This is a genomic window from Microbacterium sp. NPDC087868 (assembly GCF_044900755.1).
GTDB lineage: Bacteria > Actinomycetota > Actinomycetes > Actinomycetales > Microbacteriaceae > Microbacterium > Microbacterium galbinum.
Genome location: NZ_JBJDNO010000002.1, coordinates 955532 through 973131 on the forward strand (window position 1 = coordinate 955532; position 17600 = coordinate 973131).

18 protein-coding genes are annotated in these 17600 nt (G+C 70.9%); 7 read left to right on the forward strand and 11 right to left on the reverse strand.

Features of this window, described 5'->3' with window-relative positions; genetic code table 11:
* Positions 1–67: 67 nt before the first annotated feature.
* Positions 68–1072: an L-idonate 5-dehydrogenase gene (locus tag ACI2JZ_RS10040; protein WP_404597399.1), complete on the reverse strand. Its 1005-nt coding sequence runs from the start codon at positions 1070–1072 to the stop codon at positions 68–70.
* Positions 1069–2631: a mannitol dehydrogenase family protein gene (locus tag ACI2JZ_RS10045; protein WP_404597400.1), complete on the reverse strand. Its 1563-nt coding sequence runs from the start codon at positions 2629–2631 to the stop codon at positions 1069–1071. Before ACI2JZ_RS10045 ends, ACI2JZ_RS10040 begins: the two co-directional genes overlap by 4 nt.
* Positions 2632–2743: 112 nt before the next feature.
* Here ACI2JZ_RS10045 and ACI2JZ_RS10050 point away from each other — a divergent pair, with 112 nt between their 5' ends.
* The 4 genes from ACI2JZ_RS10050 (at position 2744) to ACI2JZ_RS10065 (ending at position 5286) form a co-directional block, all read left to right on the forward strand.
* On the forward strand, positions 2744–3688 hold the full coding sequence (locus ACI2JZ_RS10050) for a LacI family DNA-binding transcriptional regulator (protein WP_247633932.1): 945 nt from the start codon (positions 2744–2746) through the stop codon (positions 3686–3688).
* Between the two features lie 99 nt (positions 3689–3787).
* Entirely contained in the window at positions 3788–4336 is a 549-nt protein-coding gene (locus ACI2JZ_RS10055; RefSeq protein ID WP_404597401.1) for a hypothetical protein, read from the forward strand.
* Positions 4337–4340: 4 nt separating this feature from the next.
* Entirely contained in the window at positions 4341–4934 is a 594-nt protein-coding gene (locus ACI2JZ_RS10060) for a TetR/AcrR family transcriptional regulator (protein ID WP_404597402.1), read from the forward strand.
* Positions 4935–5073: 139 nt separating this feature from the next.
* A complete protein-coding gene (locus ACI2JZ_RS10065; RefSeq protein WP_247624641.1) occupies positions 5074–5286 on the forward strand; it encodes a DUF6458 family protein in 213 nt (70 codons plus the stop codon).
* Between the two features lie 149 nt (positions 5287–5435).
* Here the strand turns inward: ACI2JZ_RS10065 and ACI2JZ_RS10070 are convergent, their stop codons facing one another.
* The 3 genes from ACI2JZ_RS10070 to ACI2JZ_RS10080 all read right to left on the reverse strand — a co-directional run bounded on the left by ACI2JZ_RS10070 (position 5436) and on the right by ACI2JZ_RS10080 (position 7578).
* Complete coding sequence (locus ACI2JZ_RS10070; protein WP_247956826.1) at positions 5436–5612, reverse strand: hypothetical protein; 177 nt, start codon at positions 5610–5612, stop codon at positions 5436–5438.
* A gap of 113 nt (positions 5613–5725) precedes the next feature.
* Positions 5726–6682: a hypothetical protein gene (locus tag ACI2JZ_RS10075; protein ID WP_404597403.1), complete on the reverse strand. Its 957-nt coding sequence runs from the start codon at positions 6680–6682 to the stop codon at positions 5726–5728.
* A 74-nt stretch (positions 6683–6756) separates the two neighbouring features.
* Positions 6757–7578, reverse strand: coding sequence for an endo alpha-1,4 polygalactosaminidase (locus ACI2JZ_RS10080; protein WP_404597404.1), 822 nt, complete (start codon positions 7576–7578; stop codon positions 6757–6759).
* A gap of 105 nt (positions 7579–7683) precedes the next feature.
* Here ACI2JZ_RS10080 and ACI2JZ_RS10085 point away from each other — a divergent pair, with 105 nt between their 5' ends.
* Positions 7684–8253: an NADPH-dependent FMN reductase gene (locus tag ACI2JZ_RS10085; RefSeq protein WP_247624645.1), complete on the forward strand. Its 570-nt coding sequence runs from the start codon at positions 7684–7686 to the stop codon at positions 8251–8253.
* Positions 8254–8377: 124 nt separating this feature from the next.
* Entirely contained in the window at positions 8378–10567 is a 2190-nt protein-coding gene (locus ACI2JZ_RS10090) for a glycoside hydrolase family 10 protein (RefSeq protein WP_404597405.1), read from the forward strand.
* Between the two features lie 224 nt (positions 10568–10791).
* Here ACI2JZ_RS10090 and ACI2JZ_RS10095 read toward each other — a convergent pair whose 3' ends face one another.
* From ACI2JZ_RS10095 to ACI2JZ_RS10105, 3 genes are read right to left on the reverse strand one after another with little or no spacing between them, the layout of a single operon-like run.
* Entirely contained in the window at positions 10792–12201 is a 1410-nt protein-coding gene (locus ACI2JZ_RS10095) for an MFS transporter (protein WP_404597406.1), read from the reverse strand.
* A gap of 49 nt (positions 12202–12250) precedes the next feature.
* Positions 12251–13420, reverse strand: coding sequence for a YbdK family carboxylate-amine ligase (locus tag ACI2JZ_RS10100; RefSeq protein WP_404597407.1), 1170 nt, complete (start codon positions 13418–13420; stop codon positions 12251–12253).
* Between the two features lie 9 nt (positions 13421–13429).
* The gene (locus tag ACI2JZ_RS10105; RefSeq protein ID WP_404597408.1) at positions 13430–13696 is read right to left on the reverse strand and encodes a Rho termination factor N-terminal domain-containing protein; all 267 of its coding nucleotides are present in this window, start codon (positions 13694–13696) and stop codon (positions 13430–13432) included.
* A gap of 154 nt (positions 13697–13850) precedes the next feature.
* On the opposite strand from ACI2JZ_RS10105, the gene ACI2JZ_RS10110 reads away from it, so the two are divergent.
* Positions 13851–14015: a hypothetical protein gene (locus ACI2JZ_RS10110; protein WP_247624650.1), complete on the forward strand. Its 165-nt coding sequence runs from the start codon at positions 13851–13853 to the stop codon at positions 14013–14015.
* 100 nt (positions 14016–14115) lie between these two features.
* On the opposite strand, the gene ACI2JZ_RS10115 is transcribed toward ACI2JZ_RS10110, so the two are convergent.
* From ACI2JZ_RS10115 to ACI2JZ_RS10125, 3 genes are all read right to left on the reverse strand, one after another.
* On the reverse strand, positions 14116–14322 hold the full coding sequence (locus ACI2JZ_RS10115) for a CsbD family protein (RefSeq protein ID WP_402790992.1): 207 nt from the start codon (positions 14320–14322) through the stop codon (positions 14116–14118).
* Positions 14323–14433: 111 nt separating this feature from the next.
* Positions 14434–16080 (reverse strand): DUF222 domain-containing protein, encoded by a 1647-nt coding sequence (locus ACI2JZ_RS10120; protein WP_404597409.1) that lies wholly within the window; start codon positions 16078–16080, stop codon positions 14434–14436.
* Positions 16081–16616: 536 nt separating this feature from the next.
* The gene (locus tag ACI2JZ_RS10125; RefSeq protein WP_404597410.1) at positions 16617–17501 is read right to left on the reverse strand and encodes a LysR family transcriptional regulator; all 885 of its coding nucleotides are present in this window, start codon (positions 17499–17501) and stop codon (positions 16617–16619) included.
* Positions 17502–17600: the final 99 nt, after the last annotated feature.

A 17600-nucleotide genomic window follows, 5' to 3' on the forward strand; every position in this document is an offset into this window, starting at 1 on the left:
AGGTACTCCTTCGGACCAGAAAGGGGGGTGTCGGATGCGGCGGGGCCGCGGGTAACGGGAGAGAGCGCTAGAGGGCGAGCAGCACCTTCGCGGAGGCGGAGGGGTCGCGCGCGATCGTGAACGCGTTCACGGCATCGGATGCCGGGAGCACGTGCGAGATCACGGGGTCGAGAGCATCCGACTCCGCGAGCATGCGCACGGCGTCGTCGATCTCGGTCGAGAAGCGGAACGCGCCGCGGATCGTGAGCTCCTTGGCGAGCAACGGCGCGAGGTTCACGCCGATGTCGGAGTTCGGGAGCATGCCGACCTGCACGATCGTGCCGGTGCGACGGGTGGCGCGCACGGCCTGGGTGAGGGCGACGCCCACGCCCGAGCACTCGAAGACGATGTCGTACGACTCGTTCTCGATCGTGTCGCGGCCGACGAGGGCGACCTCGGTCGCGCCGAGCGCCTGCGCGCGGTCGAGGGGCTCGGTGCGCACGTCGCTCGCGCCGACGACGCCGGCACCGGCGTGCACGGCCGCGGCGACCACCAGCAGCCCGATGGGCCCGGCGCCGATCACGAGCACGCGCTTGCCGCTGACATCACCTGCGAGACCCACGGCGTGCAGCGCGACGGCGAGGGGCTCGGCGAGTGCGGCGCGCTCGAGCGGCAGGCCGTCGGGCAGCACGCGGATCATGTGCTCCTCGACGATCAGGTACTCGGACGCCCCGCCCTGACGGTGCGGGTTCGCCGCGGCGCTGCCGAGGTAGTCGCCGCCGGGGCGCAGGTGCGGGCGGTCCTCGAGGCCGGGGACGGATGCTCCGTAGCGGGCCGGGTGCACCGTCACCGGAGTGCCCGGGGCGAGGCGGCCGGAGGGGTCGAGGTCGACGACGCCGGAGAGCTCGTGTCCGGGCACCAGGGGCTCGCGGATCGTGTACTCGCCGTTGGCGCCGTGGAAGTAGTAGTGCAGGTCGGATCCGCAGATGCCCACGAAGCCGACGCGCAGTCGCACCTCGCCCGCACCGGGCTCCGGGATCTCCCGGTCGTCCCAGCGGATGTCTTCCTTGCCGTGGATGACGAGCGACTTCATCGGCGGGCCTCCTTCGTGGCGTTCGTGGCGTTCGGATCGGTCGGGTCGTTCTCGAGCATGCCCTCTTCCGTGGCGGAGAGGGCGTCGGCGATCGCAGCGTCGACGCCGCTGCGACGGATCGTGTCGACCAGTTCGCCGACGCGTGCGGCGAAGGCGTCCTGGTGGGCGAGCTCGCTGCCGAACAGACGGTGGTCGATGATCACGCGGCGCGCGAGGTCGACGCCGTCGCGTGCGCCCGACGCCAGCACGGCGAGGCGCTCGCGGGCGGGGTCGGTCATCGCGGCCGCGTGCACGCCGGGGTCGAAACCGCCGAGCGGGGCGTGGCACGACAGGTAGCCGGCGACCGTGAGGGCGATGAGGTGCGGCATCCGCCCCTGTCCGAGCGCGAGGAGCGCGGGCTCCGGGATGCGCTGGCGCAGCTTCACCGAGCCGTCCGATCCCACCTGGCGGGTCTGGTGCCCGAGGGCGCTGTTGCCCCAGCGCTCGAACAGCTCGGCCTCGTAGGCGCGGATGTCGACACCGGTGGGCACGTCGACCGACGGCTCGTATTCGTTGCGCATGACGCCGCGCGCGGCATCCGCGATCCGGTCGATGCCGATCGCCTCGGGGATCGTGCCGACCCCGCGCAGCGCGCCGAGGTAGGCGATGAGCGAGTGCGTGCCGTTGAGGAGGCGCACCTTCATCTGCTCGTAGCGGGCGACCTCCGAGGTGAAGACGGCGCCGCCGGCCTCCCAGGCCGGCCGTCCGCCGGCGAATGCGTCTTCGATGGCCCACATCGTGAACGGCTCGCCCGGCACCGGGATGGCGTCGACCGCGCCGAGGAGGCCGGTGACCTCGTCGCGCAGTCGTGCGGTCGTCGACGGCACGATGCGGTCGACCATGCTCGAGGGGAAGGTGACGGCGCGGTCGAGGTAGCCGAGGGCGTCGGATGCTTCGCCGCCGGGCAGAGCCTGCAGGAACTCGCGCACGAGCTTCTCGGTGTGCTTGCCGTTCGCGGCGAGGTTGTCGCAGCTGAGGATCGAGATCGGTTCGCCGCCGGCGCGGGCGCGGGCCTGGAGTCCGCGGGCGAGCTGGCCGATCGTCGACCGCGGCGCGCCGCCCTGCAGGTCGGCGCGCACGGTCTCGTCGTCGAGGTCGAGGTGCTCGGTGGCGGGGGAGTAGCTGTAGCCGTTCTCGGTGACGGTGAGCGTGACGATGCGGATGCCGGCGTCGGCGATGTGGGCGACCACGCGCTCGGGCTCGTCGCCGGCGACGAAGGCGTCGGTGTGCACGCCGGGGATCGCGAGGCTGGTGCCGGCGGGGGAGATGGTGGCGACCGAGTAGAGGAAGTCCTGCGCGTGCATCGCGTCGACGACGGTGCGCGAGCGGGAGGCGGCACCGATGATGCCCCAGTCCCCGCCGTCCTGGGCGATGGCGGCGGCGGTGTACATCGCCTGGTGCGCCCGGTGGAAGCTGCCGAGACCCAGGTGCAGGATGCCGGTGCCGGTGGGGGTGACCAGCGGAGCGGTGGCCGCGGGGGTGGCGCGGCTCAGGATCCGGAGATCGGCGTTGATCGTCATGTAAAGCAGTGTGTATGAGTTGTACAAACTTGTCAAGCCCGTTTCATGGTGGGGAACGTGCCATAGGATTACGGCAACCGGAGGGGTGGACGTGGCAGCGACATTGACGGACGTGGCGAAGCGCGCAGGCGTATCGATCGCCACGGCATCGCGCGCCTTCGGAGAACCCGACCGCCTCGCCCCCACCACCCGCGAGCGCGTGCTCGAAGCCGCCGCCGACCTGGGCTACGCGAACCCCCAGGCGGGCACCGCCACCCGCACCTTCGGCGTGATCGTGCCCGACGTCGCCAACCCCGTCTACGGCAAGCTCCTGAAGGCCATCCAGGGCCAGGCGTGGCACGGGCGCCATCGCATCGTGCTGTTCGACGCCGACGAGGACCTGCGTCGCGAGCGCGAGCAGATCGAGCAGGCCCGCAAGCTCGACGGCATCCTGCTCTGCTCTCCGCGCCTGCCCGATGCCGACGTCACAGCCCTCATCGGCGGCACGCCCTCGGTCGTCGTCAACCGACAGATCGACGGCATCCCCAGCGTGCTCATGGACGCCGAGCACGGCCCCGCGCAGGCGATCGAGCACCTCTTCGCGCTCGGGCACGAGCACATCGCCTACGCCTCCGGTCCCCGCGGTTCGTGGGCGGACGCCCGTCGATACGACACCATCGAGCGCGCGTGCGATCGCCACGGCATCCGTCTCACCCGGCTCAGCCACCACGAGGCGTCGATCCAGGGAGGCCGAGCCGCCGCCGCGCTCGCCGCGGCCAGCGGAGCGACCGCCGTCGTCGCCTACAACGACCTCGTCGCGATCGGCCTCGAGGCGGGGCTCCTCGACCTCGGGCTCACCTGCCCCGACGACGTGAGCCTGGTCGGCATCGACGACATCGATCTCGCCGGCGCCGTGACCCCGGGCCTCACCACCGTGCAGATGCCGATCGAGCGCAGCGGCGCTCTCGGTGTCGACCTGCTGCTGCAGGCGATCGCCGGCGCCGTGGTCGGAGAGGCCGCGACGCTCAGCTCGCAGCTCATCGTGCGGGCCTCCACCGCCGCGCCCCGCCGAGCCTAGGCGTCAGGCGTCGATGCGGTGCCGGCACCTGCCTGCCGACGTTTTAGTACGACTGTGCTAACTTAACGCCATGAGTACACGCACCCCGGGTCCGCGCCGATGATCCTCGTCGCCATCATCGCCTGCGAGATCGCTTTCTGGGTCGCGATCGTCGCCGGCCTCGTCGCGCGGTACCCGCTCCGCCGGCCGAGGCTCGGCGTCGGATTCCTCGTCGCCGCACCGCTCATCGATCTCGTACTCCTGACGCTCGTCACGGTCGACCTCCTCGGCGGGGCGACGGCATCCTGGCACCACGGTCTCGCCGCCCTCTACATCGGCATCTCGATCGCCTACGGGCATCGGATGATCGCGTGGCTGGACGCGAAGTTCGCGACGCGGTTCCGCGGGGCGCCGCGCCGTGCTCCGCTCACGGGGGCGGCGTACACGGTGGCTTGCTGGAAGGACGTGGCGCGCACCGTGCTCGCGGTCGCCATCGCGGCCGCGATCCTCGGGGGACTCATCGCCATCGTGGCGGCTCCCGACCGCACGGCCGAGTTGCTCGGGTTCTTCCGGATCCTCGGGATCGTCCTGGCGGTCGACGTGATCTGGGCCGTCAGCTACACGCTCTGGCCGAAGAAGGCGCCCGCGGAGGCCGCCCCGGTACGGTGAGGACATGCCCAAGCTGATCGACCACGCGCAGCGCGACCGTGAGATCGGCGAGGCGGCGATGCGCGTCCTCGCGCGGGACGGCCTCGTCGCGCTCTCGGTGCGGAAGGTCGCCGAGGAGGCGGGGCTCGCGACGGCATCCCTCCGCCGCGCCTTCCCGACGCAGGCGGCCCTGCGGTCGTTCTGCCTGGACGGGATCCGCTCCGCTGTCGCCGATCGCCTGCGGCGCCTCGACGGCGACGGTGGGCGCCTCGTGATCGCGATGCTCGAGGAACTCCTCCCTCTCGACGAGGTGCGGCGCACCGAGCTGATGGTCCAGCTCCAGCTGGGCAGCCTGGCGCTGACCGACGGCTCGCTGGCTCCCTCGGTGCGCGAGCTCAGCGGCGGGGTGCGGCGGGTGTGCGACGCCGCCATCGCAGAACTCGTGCGCGCGGGCGAGGTGCCCGCGTCGGTCGACGCCGCCTTCGAGGGCGACCGTCTCCACGCGCTGCTCGACGGGCTCGCGCTGCGTCTGCTGTGGAGCACGGACTCCGATGCGGGTGCTCGCGCGCGGGCCATGCTGGAACGGCACTTCCGGATGCTCGGACGCGAAGACGGGTGAGCCGCGGTCTCCGTGGATCGGGCGCCGTCGTCGCGGGCCGCCCCGACGCCTGCGCCGAAGTCAAGCCCTTTCCGGAGCCCGGGGTATTCCGGGAGCATGAGGCGCGACGGCATCGTCGGATGCCGGAAGGAGCACTCTCATGAGCATCGGAACCGGAATCGTCCTCTTCGTGATCGGCGCGATCCTCGCGTTCGCACTGAACGTGCAGCTGGACTGGGTGAACCTCGACCTCGTCGGCTACATCCTCATGGCCGCCGGAGCGATCACGGCCATCATCGGAATCATCGTCATGGTCTCCCGACGCGGTCGCACCCGCGGCACGACGACGGTCGTCGAGGACGACCGTATCTGACCCTCGGCACCCTCGCGGTGCCGCTCGGACGCATCGAGACCCACCGACGTGCTCGGTGGGTCTCGTCGCGCTCGGTGGGTTTCGACGAGGCGCGGGACTCAGCGCGGCGCGGCGTTCAGCGCGGCGCGGGTCTCGACGAGATGCGCGTCTCAGCGCTCGAGGCTGTCGCTCTGATCGAGCGGATCCTGCTCCCCGTCGTGCGGGGCGCCGTGATCGGAGCCCTCGTCGGCCGTGAAGACCTTGCCGTCGTCGGCGGGTTCGGCGGCGGCATCCGCGGCGGCGTCGTAGGGGCCGCTGTCGTCGGGGTACGCTTTCGGGTCGCTCATGGGGTGTCCTCTCGTCGACGGGCCGCCGGTCGATCCGGGCGGATGCCCAGCCTCGCGCATCGTCTCGATCGGCACCCGCCCGTTGACAGGCGGACGAAAGGGTGTCGCTCGCCTCAGTCGCGCGGTGCCGCGAACTCGATCACCCGTGTCGATCGCCCGTCCGGGGTCCAGACACCCGCGGCGATGCGGCCGGGGGCGAGAGGGGTGAGCGATTCGATCTCCGCGTCGTCGCCGAGCATCTGCGACAGGTCGACCCGCACGGCGGAGTCGAGCGCCGGACCGGTGAGCACGAGCGCGTCCTCCGGTGCGACGAGCGCCGCCCGGTCGTCGTCGACCCAGCAGGCGGCGAGTCCGAAACCGTACTCCGCATCGATGTCGGCGGCCGACACCTGGCCGACCTCGTCGAGTGACGGCCACGCGAACACCCGGGCGGTCTCGGGATCGCTCGGGTACGGAGCCATCAGCAGCCGGTCCCCGGCGGGGCGGAACCCGGCGATCACCGGGTCGTGTCCTGAGAGGATCTCGGTCAGCCGCAGCTGCGCCCCCGCCGGGCGGGAGGCATCGACATCGACATCGACGCGGAGGGCGAGGCATCCGTCCTGCCCCATCGCGAGCTCGATCACGGCGACCGGATCGATCGGATGCCGGTGCACGACGGCCATCGCATCGTCGGCGTCGACGGCCTGCTCATCGAGCAGCGCCCCCGTCGCGTGGTCGAGCAGCAGCACCCGATGCCTGCCGTCGTCACGCGGCGCGGTGGCGACGACGAGATCGCCGACGAACGCGGCGGCGTCGATCGAGAGGCCCGCGACCGTGACGGTGTCGTCGCCGACGAGGACGGTGTCGCCGCCGGCGGTGAGCACCAGGCGATCGAGGGCGGATGCCGCGCGCACACGCACCTCGTCGGTGAGCGCGAGAGCCCGGCCGTTCACCTCGCTCAGCTGATCGTCGAGCAGCCGAACCGCCCCCTCGTTCCAGCGGGCGAACCACCGGCGTCCGTCTTGTTCGCCGGCATCTGCGAGGTCGGGCAGTTCTTCGAGGATCGCGATCACGCGTGCATCCGTGGGCATGCCCCCACCGTATCGGCGCGGCCCGCACCGAAGAGATCAGCCGGCGTCGAAGAGATCAGCCCGCACCGAAGAGATCAGCCGGCGCAGGTCTCGAACACGTACGCCTCGTCGTCGGGGGTCACGAGGTTCCGGTCGCGCAGCACCATCGAGGCGGGCGACTCGTCGTCGGCGCACATCTCGGCGAAGGTGCGGGGCAGCTCGTCGCTGTACTCGATGTCGATCACGGCCTCGCCGTAGACATCGGTGTACGCCGAGCACTCCTCGTAGGCGGCGCACTCCTCGGTCACGGCGAAGTCGAATCCCGCCTCGTCGTGCAGCACCGCGGCATCCTCGGCGGCGTTTTTCTGGCCGGCGGCGAGACCGGCACCGTGCGCGGCGTCGACGAGCAGTGTCGCGAGGGCGAGGTTCCCCTCGAGGGTGAGGGCACCGTCGGAACGGGTGTACGAGTCGAGGTTGTCGAATTCGACCGCGTCGAACCCGGCATCCGCGCATCCCTCGATCCACGGGATGACCAGGGCGGCGATGCGCTCGCGCTGCGCGGGCGTCGAGGTGTCGACGAGAGCCTCGTCGGGCCAGTCCGGGTCGAAGACCGGCGCGCCGTCACGCTGCAGCAGCAGGTCGTCGTCCCAGAGGTCGAGTTCGCCGGGCTGCGTCTGGAATCCGTTGACGTAGCAGATCGAGTACAGGCCGTCGGCGGGCTCGGCCGCGCGATCGCGCCCGACGATCCCGACCCCGGATGCCGGTGCGTAGGCGCCGCCCAGCTGGTAGTCGGGCGCGGCGCCGGCGGGTGGCGCGCTGAAGGATCCGGATGCCGGGGCGTCCGTCGTGGCGCACCCCGCGAGCGCGGCGACCGTCAGCACAGCGATCGTGAGAGCGGAGGTGGGGCGGGCGCGCATGTGAGCAAATCTACTGGGCGATTCTGTTCGGACGATTCGGGAATGCGGATGCCGCGGACGTGGTTTCATCTTCATGCAATTGCATGTAATTGGGAAGGACCCCTCATGACCACCACGTACGACGTCGGCTTCCTCGTCGGCAGCATCTCCTCGACCTCGATCAACCGCCGCCTGTCGAAGGCGCTCGTGAAGCTCGCGCCGCAGGCGGGCCTGAACCTCACCGAGATCCCGCTCGTCGACCTGCCCTTCTATTCGGCCGACAACGACGGTGCGATCCCGGCCGAGGCCGCGTCGTTCAAGAAAGCGATCGAGGCCTCCGATGCGATCATCGTCATCACCCCCGAGTACAACCGCTCGGTGCCGGGCGTGCTGAAGAACGCGCTCGACACCGCGAGCCGCCCGTGGGGCCAGAACAGCTTCGCGGGCAAGCCGTCCGCCGTGATCGGCGCCTCGGTCGGCGCGATCGGTACCGCCGTCGCGCAGCAGCACCTGCGCTCGATCCTCTCCTTCCTGGCGTCGCCGGAACTCGCGCAGCCGGAGGCCTACGTGCACATGCGCGAGGGGCTCATCACCGACGACGGCGAGGTCACCGACGAGTCGACGACCGAGTTCCTCCTCTCGTGGCTCACCGCCGTGCACACGCACATCGCGAAGACGCTCAGCCCCGTCAGCTGATCGCTCGTCTCGAAGGGGCTCGCGGCCATCGGCTGCGGGCCCTTTCTGCGTGAGCGGGGGTGGTGATCGGGCGGATGCTGTGGCACGCTGTTAGTTAGTTCCACTAACAATGCTGAGAGTGGAAATGGTTATCACCGTGAACGCCGAAGTGAACGAGGACTCGATGTTGAGAAGATCCACCGCGGCCGCGACCGCCGCCCTGCTGATGCTCGCCCTCCCGGCCGCGGCCGTCGCCGCCGCCCCCGACGAGGAGCCTCTGTACAAGTTCGTGAAGGACGCCTCGGGCGCCTACGGCTACGGCACGGATCCGGTCGAGACCTTCCCGGGCTCCGGCGAACAGGTCGCCATCCCCAGCGCGCTCCAGCCCGAGAATCGGCGCTTCTCGAGCGCCTGGGTGGGCACGATCGGCAACCTCAACTTCGGCAAGCCCGCGGATGCCGCCGACTTCGACGCGAAGTACGCCACCGTGCTCGACGACTTCGCGTCGTGGAACATGAACGCCGTGATCTTCCAGGTGCGTCCGCTGCTCGACGCGTACTACCCCTCGGAGCTCAACCCGTGGTCGGAGTTCCTCGGGGGCCCGCAGGGCACCGACCCCGGCTACGACCCGTTGCAGAAGATGGTCGACGCGACCCACGCCCGCGGCATGGAGTTCCACGCGTGGCTCAACCCCTACCGGGTCACCAACACCAAGATGACCGCGCCCGCGATCCTCACGGCCCTCGGCCTCACCGCCGACGAGGTGAAGGCCCTCACGATCCCGGAGTACATCGCCGCGCTCAACGGCGCCGGCATCCTCGCCGACGACAACTTCGCGGTGCAGCATCCCGACTGGGTGCTGTCGTTCGAGGAGAAGCTCTTCCTCGACCCGGGGCAGCCCGAGGTGCCCGCGTACGTCGCGGCATCCGTCGCCGAGATCGTCGAGAACTACGACGTCGACGCGATCCACTTCGATGACTACTTCTACCCGTACCGGATCACCGTCGACGGCGTGAACGTCTTCTTCGGCGCCCAGGGCGAGGATCGCGCGACCTTCGAGGAATTCGGGCTCACGGCCGGCTACCCCGACACGCAGGACGGGATCGAGGCCTGGCGTCGCGACAACATCACCGGTCTCGTCACGCAGGTGGCGGGCGCGATCGACGGGCACAACGCGGATGCCGGCACCGCCGTGCAGCTGGGCATCAGCCCCTTCGGCATCTGGGAGCACAAGGCCCTCGACCCCGCCGGGTCGAACACCCCGGTCGGGTCGTCGCAGACCTACAGCAACGCCGTCTTCGCCGACACCCGCGGCTGGGTGCAGGACGAGCTCATCGACTACCTCACCCCGCAGATCTACTGGAGCTTCGACCAGGCGGCAGCCCCTTACGGGGAGCTCGCGCAGTGGTGGAGCGATGCCGCCGCCGAGAGCCGCACCCAGATCTACGTCGGGCACGCGCTCTACAAGCACGTCAACAACGGCGGCTGGGAGGCCGCGTGGATGAACCCCGAAGAGGTTCCGAACCAGATCCGCTTCAACCAGAAGCTCGAGGGCATCGACGGCAGCGTGCTGTTCAGCTACAACGACATGAAGCCGAGTGACATCGCCGCGCTGCCCGCCGACCAGCAGCCCCGGAACCAGGCGAAGAACACCGCGATCGAGCTGTTGAAGGGCGAGGCGTTCGCGCACCCGACGATCGTGCCGGCGAAGCCGTGGCTGTCCGACGGTGCGGTCGCGTCGCCCGCGGATGTGGCGGTCGACGATGGCGCCCTCGTCTGGGCGGCCGGTGATGCGGCGGAGGCCCGGCAGTACGCGATCTACCGCGGCACGGGGACGGCCGAGGAGATCGTGGCCGCTCCGGGGACGCTGGTCGACACCGTGTGGGCCGGGGGTGCGGCGGAGTTCGCGTATCCGCTGCCGACGGGTGCCGGCGATGCGGATGCCGGTGGTGCGGGTGCTGGCGATGCGGATGCCGCGGCTCGCGCGGCGGGCGAGAGCTGGGTGGTGACCGCACTGGACGCGGCGGCCGTCGAGAGCGCGCCGGTCGCGGTCGCGGATGCCGTGGACCCGGTCGATCCGGTGGATCCGGTGGACCCGGTGGACCCCGTGGACCCCGTGGATCCTGTGGCTCCGGGCACCCCCGGAAACGGCTCGGGCTCCGGCTCCGGCTCCGGAACGGGGTCGGGCGGGGCATCCGATGCAGGCGCCCAGGACGATCTGGCGACGACCGGCGGGGACGTGCCGGCCGCCGCCCTCTTCCTGGCCGGCGGGTTGCTCGCCGCCGGTGCCGCGACGGCGGGCGCAGCTGCACTGCGCCGCCGTCGCCGCGCCTGAGCGTCGCCCCGCTCGCGGGATCGACGGGTCGCCGCCCCGGTTCTCCGGGCCGACCTGTCGATCCCGACGTCCGGAAGAGGCGATGGCGTCGTTTCGGAGATCCGCGGAATCCCGCAGGGAATCGGTCGCGTCCGTGCGAAAAGGGTGCAGATCTCCGAGATCCTGCGCACGCGGGCAAGCCTGATTCAGGCAGCAGAGCGTGGTCCAGGCGGGCCGGGCCTTATTCAGGCCGCGGGTGCTGCCGGGGACGGGGCGGATGTCGGGGTCACGGCGTCTTCGACCTCGGCGGGATTGCGGCGGATGCCGATCCACGACACGATCGCGCCGAGCACGAGCAGCGCGGCGGTGACCCAGGCCGCGCTGTGGAACCCGTCGAGGTCGAGCATGCCGCCGACGATCGTCGACAGCATCGCGACGACGAGGAGGCCGGCGACGCGCGAGACGGCGTTGTTGACGGCCGAGGCGATGCCGGAGTGCTCCTGATCGATCGCGCCGAGGATCGCGGCGGTCAGCGGGGCGACCGTGAGTGCGAGGCCGAGACCCGTCACGATCATGGCCGGCAGCACCTGCCACCAGTAGTCGAAGTCCTCGGCGACGAGCAGCAGCATGAGGGCGCCGACGGCCATGATCGCGGGGCCGACCGTCATGAAGATGCGCGGACCGAATCGCCCGGCCCAGGCGCCCGCCCGCGAGCTGATGAGGATCATCAGGATCGTCATGGGCAGGCTCGCGAGACCGGCGGCGGTGGCGCTGAGCCCCGCGCCCTGCTGCAGGTAGACGCCCACGACGAAACCGTTGAGCGAGAGCGCGGCGTAGACGAAGAAGGTGGCGAGGTTGCCCCAGCCGAAGTCGCGCACGCGGAAGAGCCACAGCGGCATGAGCGGTGAGGCCGAGCCCCGCTGCCGCAGCAGGAACCACGCGAACAGGGCGGCCCCCGCGATGCCCGGGATCCAGATGGCGGGGGAGCCCCAGCCGTAGTTGGGCTGCTCGATGAGCGCGAACACCACGGCGCCGAGGCCGATCGCGCACAGCGCCCCGCTGACCCAGTCGACGCGGCGACCGCTCGGCTTCTCGGCCAGCTTCAGCCGCGACAGCAGGATCAGGTTCAGGGCGATCGGCAGCACGTTGATGAGGAACACGAAGCGCCACGACAGGTAGTCGACGAAGAGTCCGCCCATGAGCGGGCCGACCAGCTGAGCGGCCGTCGTGAACGCCGTCCACACCCCGATCGCGCGCGCCTGCACATCGGAGCGCATGGTCGCGGTGATCAGGGCGAGCGAACTCGGAACCAGCAGCGCGCCCGCCGCGCCCTGCGCCGCGCGGGCGATGATGAGCACCAGCGGGTCAGGGGCCGCGGCGACCGCGATCGAGGCGATTCCGAAGGCGATGAGCCCCACGCGCATCACCAGCACGCGGCCGTAGGCGTCGGAGACCGACCCCGCCAGCAGGATCAGCGCGCTCAACGTGATGAGGTACGCATCGACCACCCACTGCTGGGTCGTGATGCCGCCGCCCAGCTCGCGGCTGATCGCGGGCAGCGCGACGTTCACGACGGTGCCGTCGAGGAACGTCACGAAAGACGCGAGGACCGCGATCGAGATGACCAGGCGCTGGACGCCGGAGAAGGATGCCACAGGCGAAGGCTACTCCCGGCCACGGACGTGGAGGGCGGATGCCGGGAACTCACTCCTCTTCGGTGGATCCTGCGGCGGAGTCCTCGGCGGAGTCTTCGGCGGATTCTGCGGCGGACTCCGTGGCGGGCTCCGCGGGGAAGTCTCCGGCGAACTCTTCGGTGTCGCTCCCCGCGAGGTGCAGCCGTCGGAGGCCGCGCAGGCCGTCGTGCGCGTGGGCGCGGAGCTGGCGCTCGGCGCCCGTTCCCTCCCTCCGGAGGCGGCCGATGTGGGCGGTGACGAACTCCGCGTCGCCGAGCTGCTCGAGCGCGTGCCGTACGACGTCGAGCAGGCGGTGCGTCGCGGCCCAGGCATCCGTCGTCTCGCCCGTCGTGGGATCGGTGATCGTCGCCGCCATGCCGTGCCGCGCGGCCACCCAGAGCCCGGCGTCGATCTGATCGACCGGGGCCGCCGACGCCGGGCCGTCGTGGGCCACCACGATCGCGCGGGTGAGGGCCGCCGCGAAGAGCGTGTCGTCGATCGAGAGTTGCGCGTCGCACACGCGCGACTCGACCGTGGGGAAGCGGTCCGAGAGCCGTGCCGCCCACGACAGCGACGACCGTTCGGGGATCGCGGAGAGCGCGATCAGTCGATCCACCCGACCCTCGTAGTCGGTGAGGTCGTGGAACCAGGGCGGCGTCCACGTCGCGGGCAGGCGACGGATCAGGATGCTGCGCCAGCTCGCGAAACCGGTCGCCGCCCCCTCGGCGAAGGGGCTGTTGCCGGTGAGGGCGAGCAGCACCGGCAACCAGCCGCGCACCCGGTTGAGCGCCCGCACGCGCTCCTCGGCATCCGCGACCTCGACGTGCACGTGCAGCCCGTTCACCTCGTGGCCGCGCGCGATCGCGCCGAGCTGCGCCGAGACGCGGTCGTAGTGCGGCGACGCCGAGATCGTCGCGTGCCCGGTGGTGTTGAACGGCGTGCCGGATGCGGCGATCACGGCGTCCAGCGGGGTGGCGTGCGCCGCGAGTGCAGTGCGCAGGTTCCGCAGTTGCGCCGCAGCATCCGTCATCGACGAGAGGGGATCGGTGACGCACTCGAACTGCGAGGTGAGGAACTCGGGCAGGATCCGCCCGCCGCCCTCGGGTGCGAGCCGTTCCCGGGTGCCGTCGGCCATGGCCAGCGGCACGAGCGTGCTCCGGTCGACCAGCAGGAACTCCTCCTCGATGCCGAAGCGCGTCACCGAGGCCGCCTAGTGGTTCCGCAGCATCGAGATGAGCTCGGCCTTACGCTTGCCGCTGTAGCCGGTGATTCCGAGCTCCTTCGCTCGGGCGCGCAGCTCGGACACCGTCCAGTCCTCGTAGTCGCCGCTCTCCCCGCCGCGTCTGCCGACGGCTTTGCGGCCGTCGCGGGCAGCCGCGTTCGAGATGCGGGCGGCCTTCTCCTTCGAGGCACCGTCGTCGCGGAGCTCTTCGTAGAGCTCCGGATCCTTCAGTGAACTGTCGCGTCGTCCGGGCATGATGTCGTCCTCTCCTCTGTTTCCCTTGGCATTTCGGATTCCCTTGGCATTCCGGAGGCGTCCGCGTCAACCCCCTCTGCCCCGGCGGGCGTCGACCCCTAGCGTGAGGGTTACAGCAATTCGGGGCGCCCGCCTCGAACAGAAGGGAAGAACGATGAACATCCTCCTCATCATCGTCATCGTCATCGCCGTGATTCTCGCGATCACCGGAGGACTCGTGCAGTCTCTGCAGTTCCTCCTGTGGGTGGGCCTCGTGCTCCTCGCTATCGCCGTGATCGCATGGCTCATCCGATCGATCACCGGCAGTCGCCGCAGCTAGACCAGAAAGAGGAGGCCCGCCCGAGTGGCGGGCCTCCTCTGTGTCCGGACGTCGTGCCGGAGGGCCGGAACCCCGCTCCGAGGAGCGGGGTTCTTCGGTCTCAGCGGTCGAACGCGTCCTTGACGTTCTCGCCGGCCTTCTGCGCGGCGTCCTTGACGTTCTCGCCCGCCTGCTTGGCAGAGGCCTTCGTCTGGTCTGCGCGACCTTCGGCTTCGAGGCGCTCGTTGTCGGTGAGCTTGCCCACGCCCTCCTTGGCCTTTCCGGCCAGCTTCTCGGCGTTGTTCTTGATGTCGTCTCCCGCGCTCATGGCGTCTTCCTCTCCTTGTGGGGATCGTTGGAATGGCCACCCTCGCACCGCCCGCGCGAGGCGACCACGGGATTGACAACCGGTCAGGCGCGTGACAGGTCGCGCGCTCCTTCATGCGCGCATCGGTGGTCGGGTTCTCTGTCTCGCCGCGGTGGCGGTGGCGGTGGCAGTGGCCGTGGCAGTGGCAGTGGCAGTGGTGGCGGTGGTAGTCGCAGTCCGCGGTGCGGTCCGTGGTGCCGGTCGGGGTGCGGGTCGGGGTGTTCGCCATTTTTGGTGGGGGTCCCACCAGGCGGGTCCGCGGATGTGGGGTGTGCCGTTGTGCATGCGGATGGTCCAGCCGGAGGTGTCGAGGGTGCGGTGGTGGTGCCAGCAGAGGGTGACGCCGTTGTCGGTGTGGGTGGGTCCGCCGCGGGAGTGTTCTGTGACGTGGTGGATCTCGCACCAGGCGGCGGGGACGTGGCAGCCGGGGATGAGGCATTCGCGGTCACGGAGGGTGATCGCGCGGCGTTGGTGGGCGGTGAACACCCGGTCGGTGGTGTCGATTCCGATGATGCGCCCGGTGGGGTCGGAGGTGACGCGTTGGATGCTGCCGCCGCACGCGGTGTGCCGGGCGGTGGCGAGGGAGACCGGGGTGTCGGTGCCGTCGACGTGCGCCCATCCCCGCCCGGTCGCGTAGTCCTCCGCGGTCACCGACACGACGAGGGTCGGGGCGGCGCCGCCGAGGGAGGGCATGTCGCTGTGGCGGGCGGCGATCCCGAGGGCGGCGGCGAGGGCGTCGTGTTGCTTCTGTGCGCGGGACCGGTCATCGACCATGCAGCTGGGATCACCGGCGGGCAGAGCATCACCATCGAGGAAGTCGTTCGTCTCACGGAGCGGCGCGTCGTCAACGGTCGGGACGAACCGCACGCCGCCGGCCATCCCCACCTCTGGTCGCGGTGCCGCGGGGATGGGTGGTCCGTCGACTTTCGGGTTCAGGTACGCGTCCCAGATGCGTTGCAGCTGTCCTGCTGTCTCGGGCAGGAGTGACCCGCGGATCGGGATCACCCCGTCCTTCACTCGTCCGAGGACGATCCCGCGGGCGCGCATCGCGCGCTCTTCGGCGGGTTCCGCGCCGTCCGGGTCGAGGTAGGTCACGATCACCCGCGACAACAGCTTCAGGTCTTCCGGGGTGGCCGGCGGGCCCGAATCGAACTCGCGCTCGGCATCGGCACCACGGTCTCCGTCCATAGCCCCGTCGCCCTCGACGGCCACGAGTCCCCGGGCGTACTCCGCCAACTCGGTGTCCGCCCGCAACCGGTCCGCCGCACCGATCCGCGCCCCGGCCTGCTCCACGGGCCCGGTCGCGGCCAGTAGCCCCGTGACCCCGACGGCCCCGTCCAGCAGCGCTTCCCGCAGGGCGGGCCATCGGGCGGGCAGCATCGCCCCGGAGGAGAAGTCCAGCTCCCGCCGGACGACCTTCCCGGCTTTCACGACCCGTGCCGCCCCCGCCGCGTCGGTGCGGAGCACGCGTTGGACGAGTTCGTTCATCGTCCGGCATCCGAACCGTCCGCAGAACGCCAACTCGCCCGATCCCGCCGGGCGTTGATCGACCGATCCGACCGTCTCCACGATCACCGCATCCACCCGCCTCGCGACCTCACCCGCGGCGCGGAGCACCTGCATCTTCTCGGCGTCCGACAGCCCCGCCAGCGCGTCTGCGCGCAGCACCGCGGCCAGGTCGGCGGCGACCCGGTCCAGGACTTCGGCGGTGCTGTTCATACGTCCCAGTCCACCAGTAGCCACCGACATTCCGACACGAAAACCCCAGGCCAACGTCAGTATCTACGTGATCGGTGGAGAACTCGGAACAACACGGCAGCGGTGTAGAACGAGTGCACACACGGGGCGGAACCCTTCGACAAGCTGAGGGGCGCAGCAGCGGCAGGGGCGGGGCCCTTCGGCAAGCTCAGGAACCGGGTGATGAGCGGCGGCCCTTCGTCTCGCTGCGCTCGCTCGGGAACCGGGTGATGAGCGGCGGCCCTTCGTCTCGCTGCGCTCGCTCAGCAATCGGAGCGTGAACGGCACGGGTCGCCTCGAAAAGTCCATGGGCCCAGCGTCGAGCACGGCGCTCCATCTCGCTGCTCGCTCGCGTCGTGGGAGCCAAGCCCGCCCGCCAGCCCAGTGCCCGCCAGCCCAGCACCAGCCCAGCGCCCGCCCCCGCCCAGCAACCGGGCCCAGCAACCGGGCCCAGCAACCGGGCCCAGCAACCGGGCGCAGCCACCCGCCGTCAGCCACCCGCCGTCAGCCACCCGCCGTCAGCGCGGTTCGTGGGCGGACAGCGCATCGGCCAGCGCGTCGCGCACCACTGTGATCGCCGCATCGTCGCGCGACGACGCGCGGGTGGCGGCGAAGATCTCGCGCACGGGCGACCCGGGCAGCTCCCGCAGGCTCACGGTCGTCCGCCCTCCGGTCCACACGAGATCGGGCAGCATCGCGACGGCATGACCGGCGGCGACGAGCCGGGCGTGCGACACGAGATCCGTGGCCTCGAAGCGCACGTCGGGCTCGAACCCCGCGGCCCGGCACTGCTGCACGGCCCATCGCCGCACCGCGGCGCCCTGAGGCTCGAGCACCCACGCCCGATCGCGCAGGTCCTCCAGCCCGTGCGCGGCATCCCCGCGGGGCACGGCCAGTCGGATCGGATCGACGCCGAGCAACGTGCGGTCGATCCCGTCGGCGATCTCCCGCGTGTGGCCGGGGTACTGCTCGGCGACGACCAGGTCGAACGCCCGGGCCTGCAGCTCGAAGAGAGCGATCTCGGGCGGCAGCTCCACCATCTCGAGGCGGAGCCCCGGCGTCCGTTCGGCCAGCAGCGTGAGCGCCGGCGGCACGAGCGCCTCCGCGGCCGTGGGCATGACGGCGATGCGCACCTGCGCCGGCGCCTCCTCCGACAGTTCGGCGCGGGCGGCCTCGTCGAGTTCGAGCGCGCGCGCGGCGTGCGCGGCGAGCAGGCGGCCACGCGCGGTGAGGCGCACCCGCCGGCCGTCGGGTTCGAGCAGGGCGACCCCGGCCTCGCGCTCGAGCTGAGCGAGCTGCTGCGACACCGTCGAGGGGCTGAACGACAGAGCCGCGGCGACATCGGCGATCGTGCCGCGCAGGTGCAACTCGTGCAGCAGGCGCAGGCGGCGCAGCTCGAACACGGAGACCTCCCTAAAGCATCGAAGACATCGAACAGTACCCATCGTAAACGTTCGCTTTTCATAACGGATGCCGCGCCCCACACTGAGAGTCGCACCCAC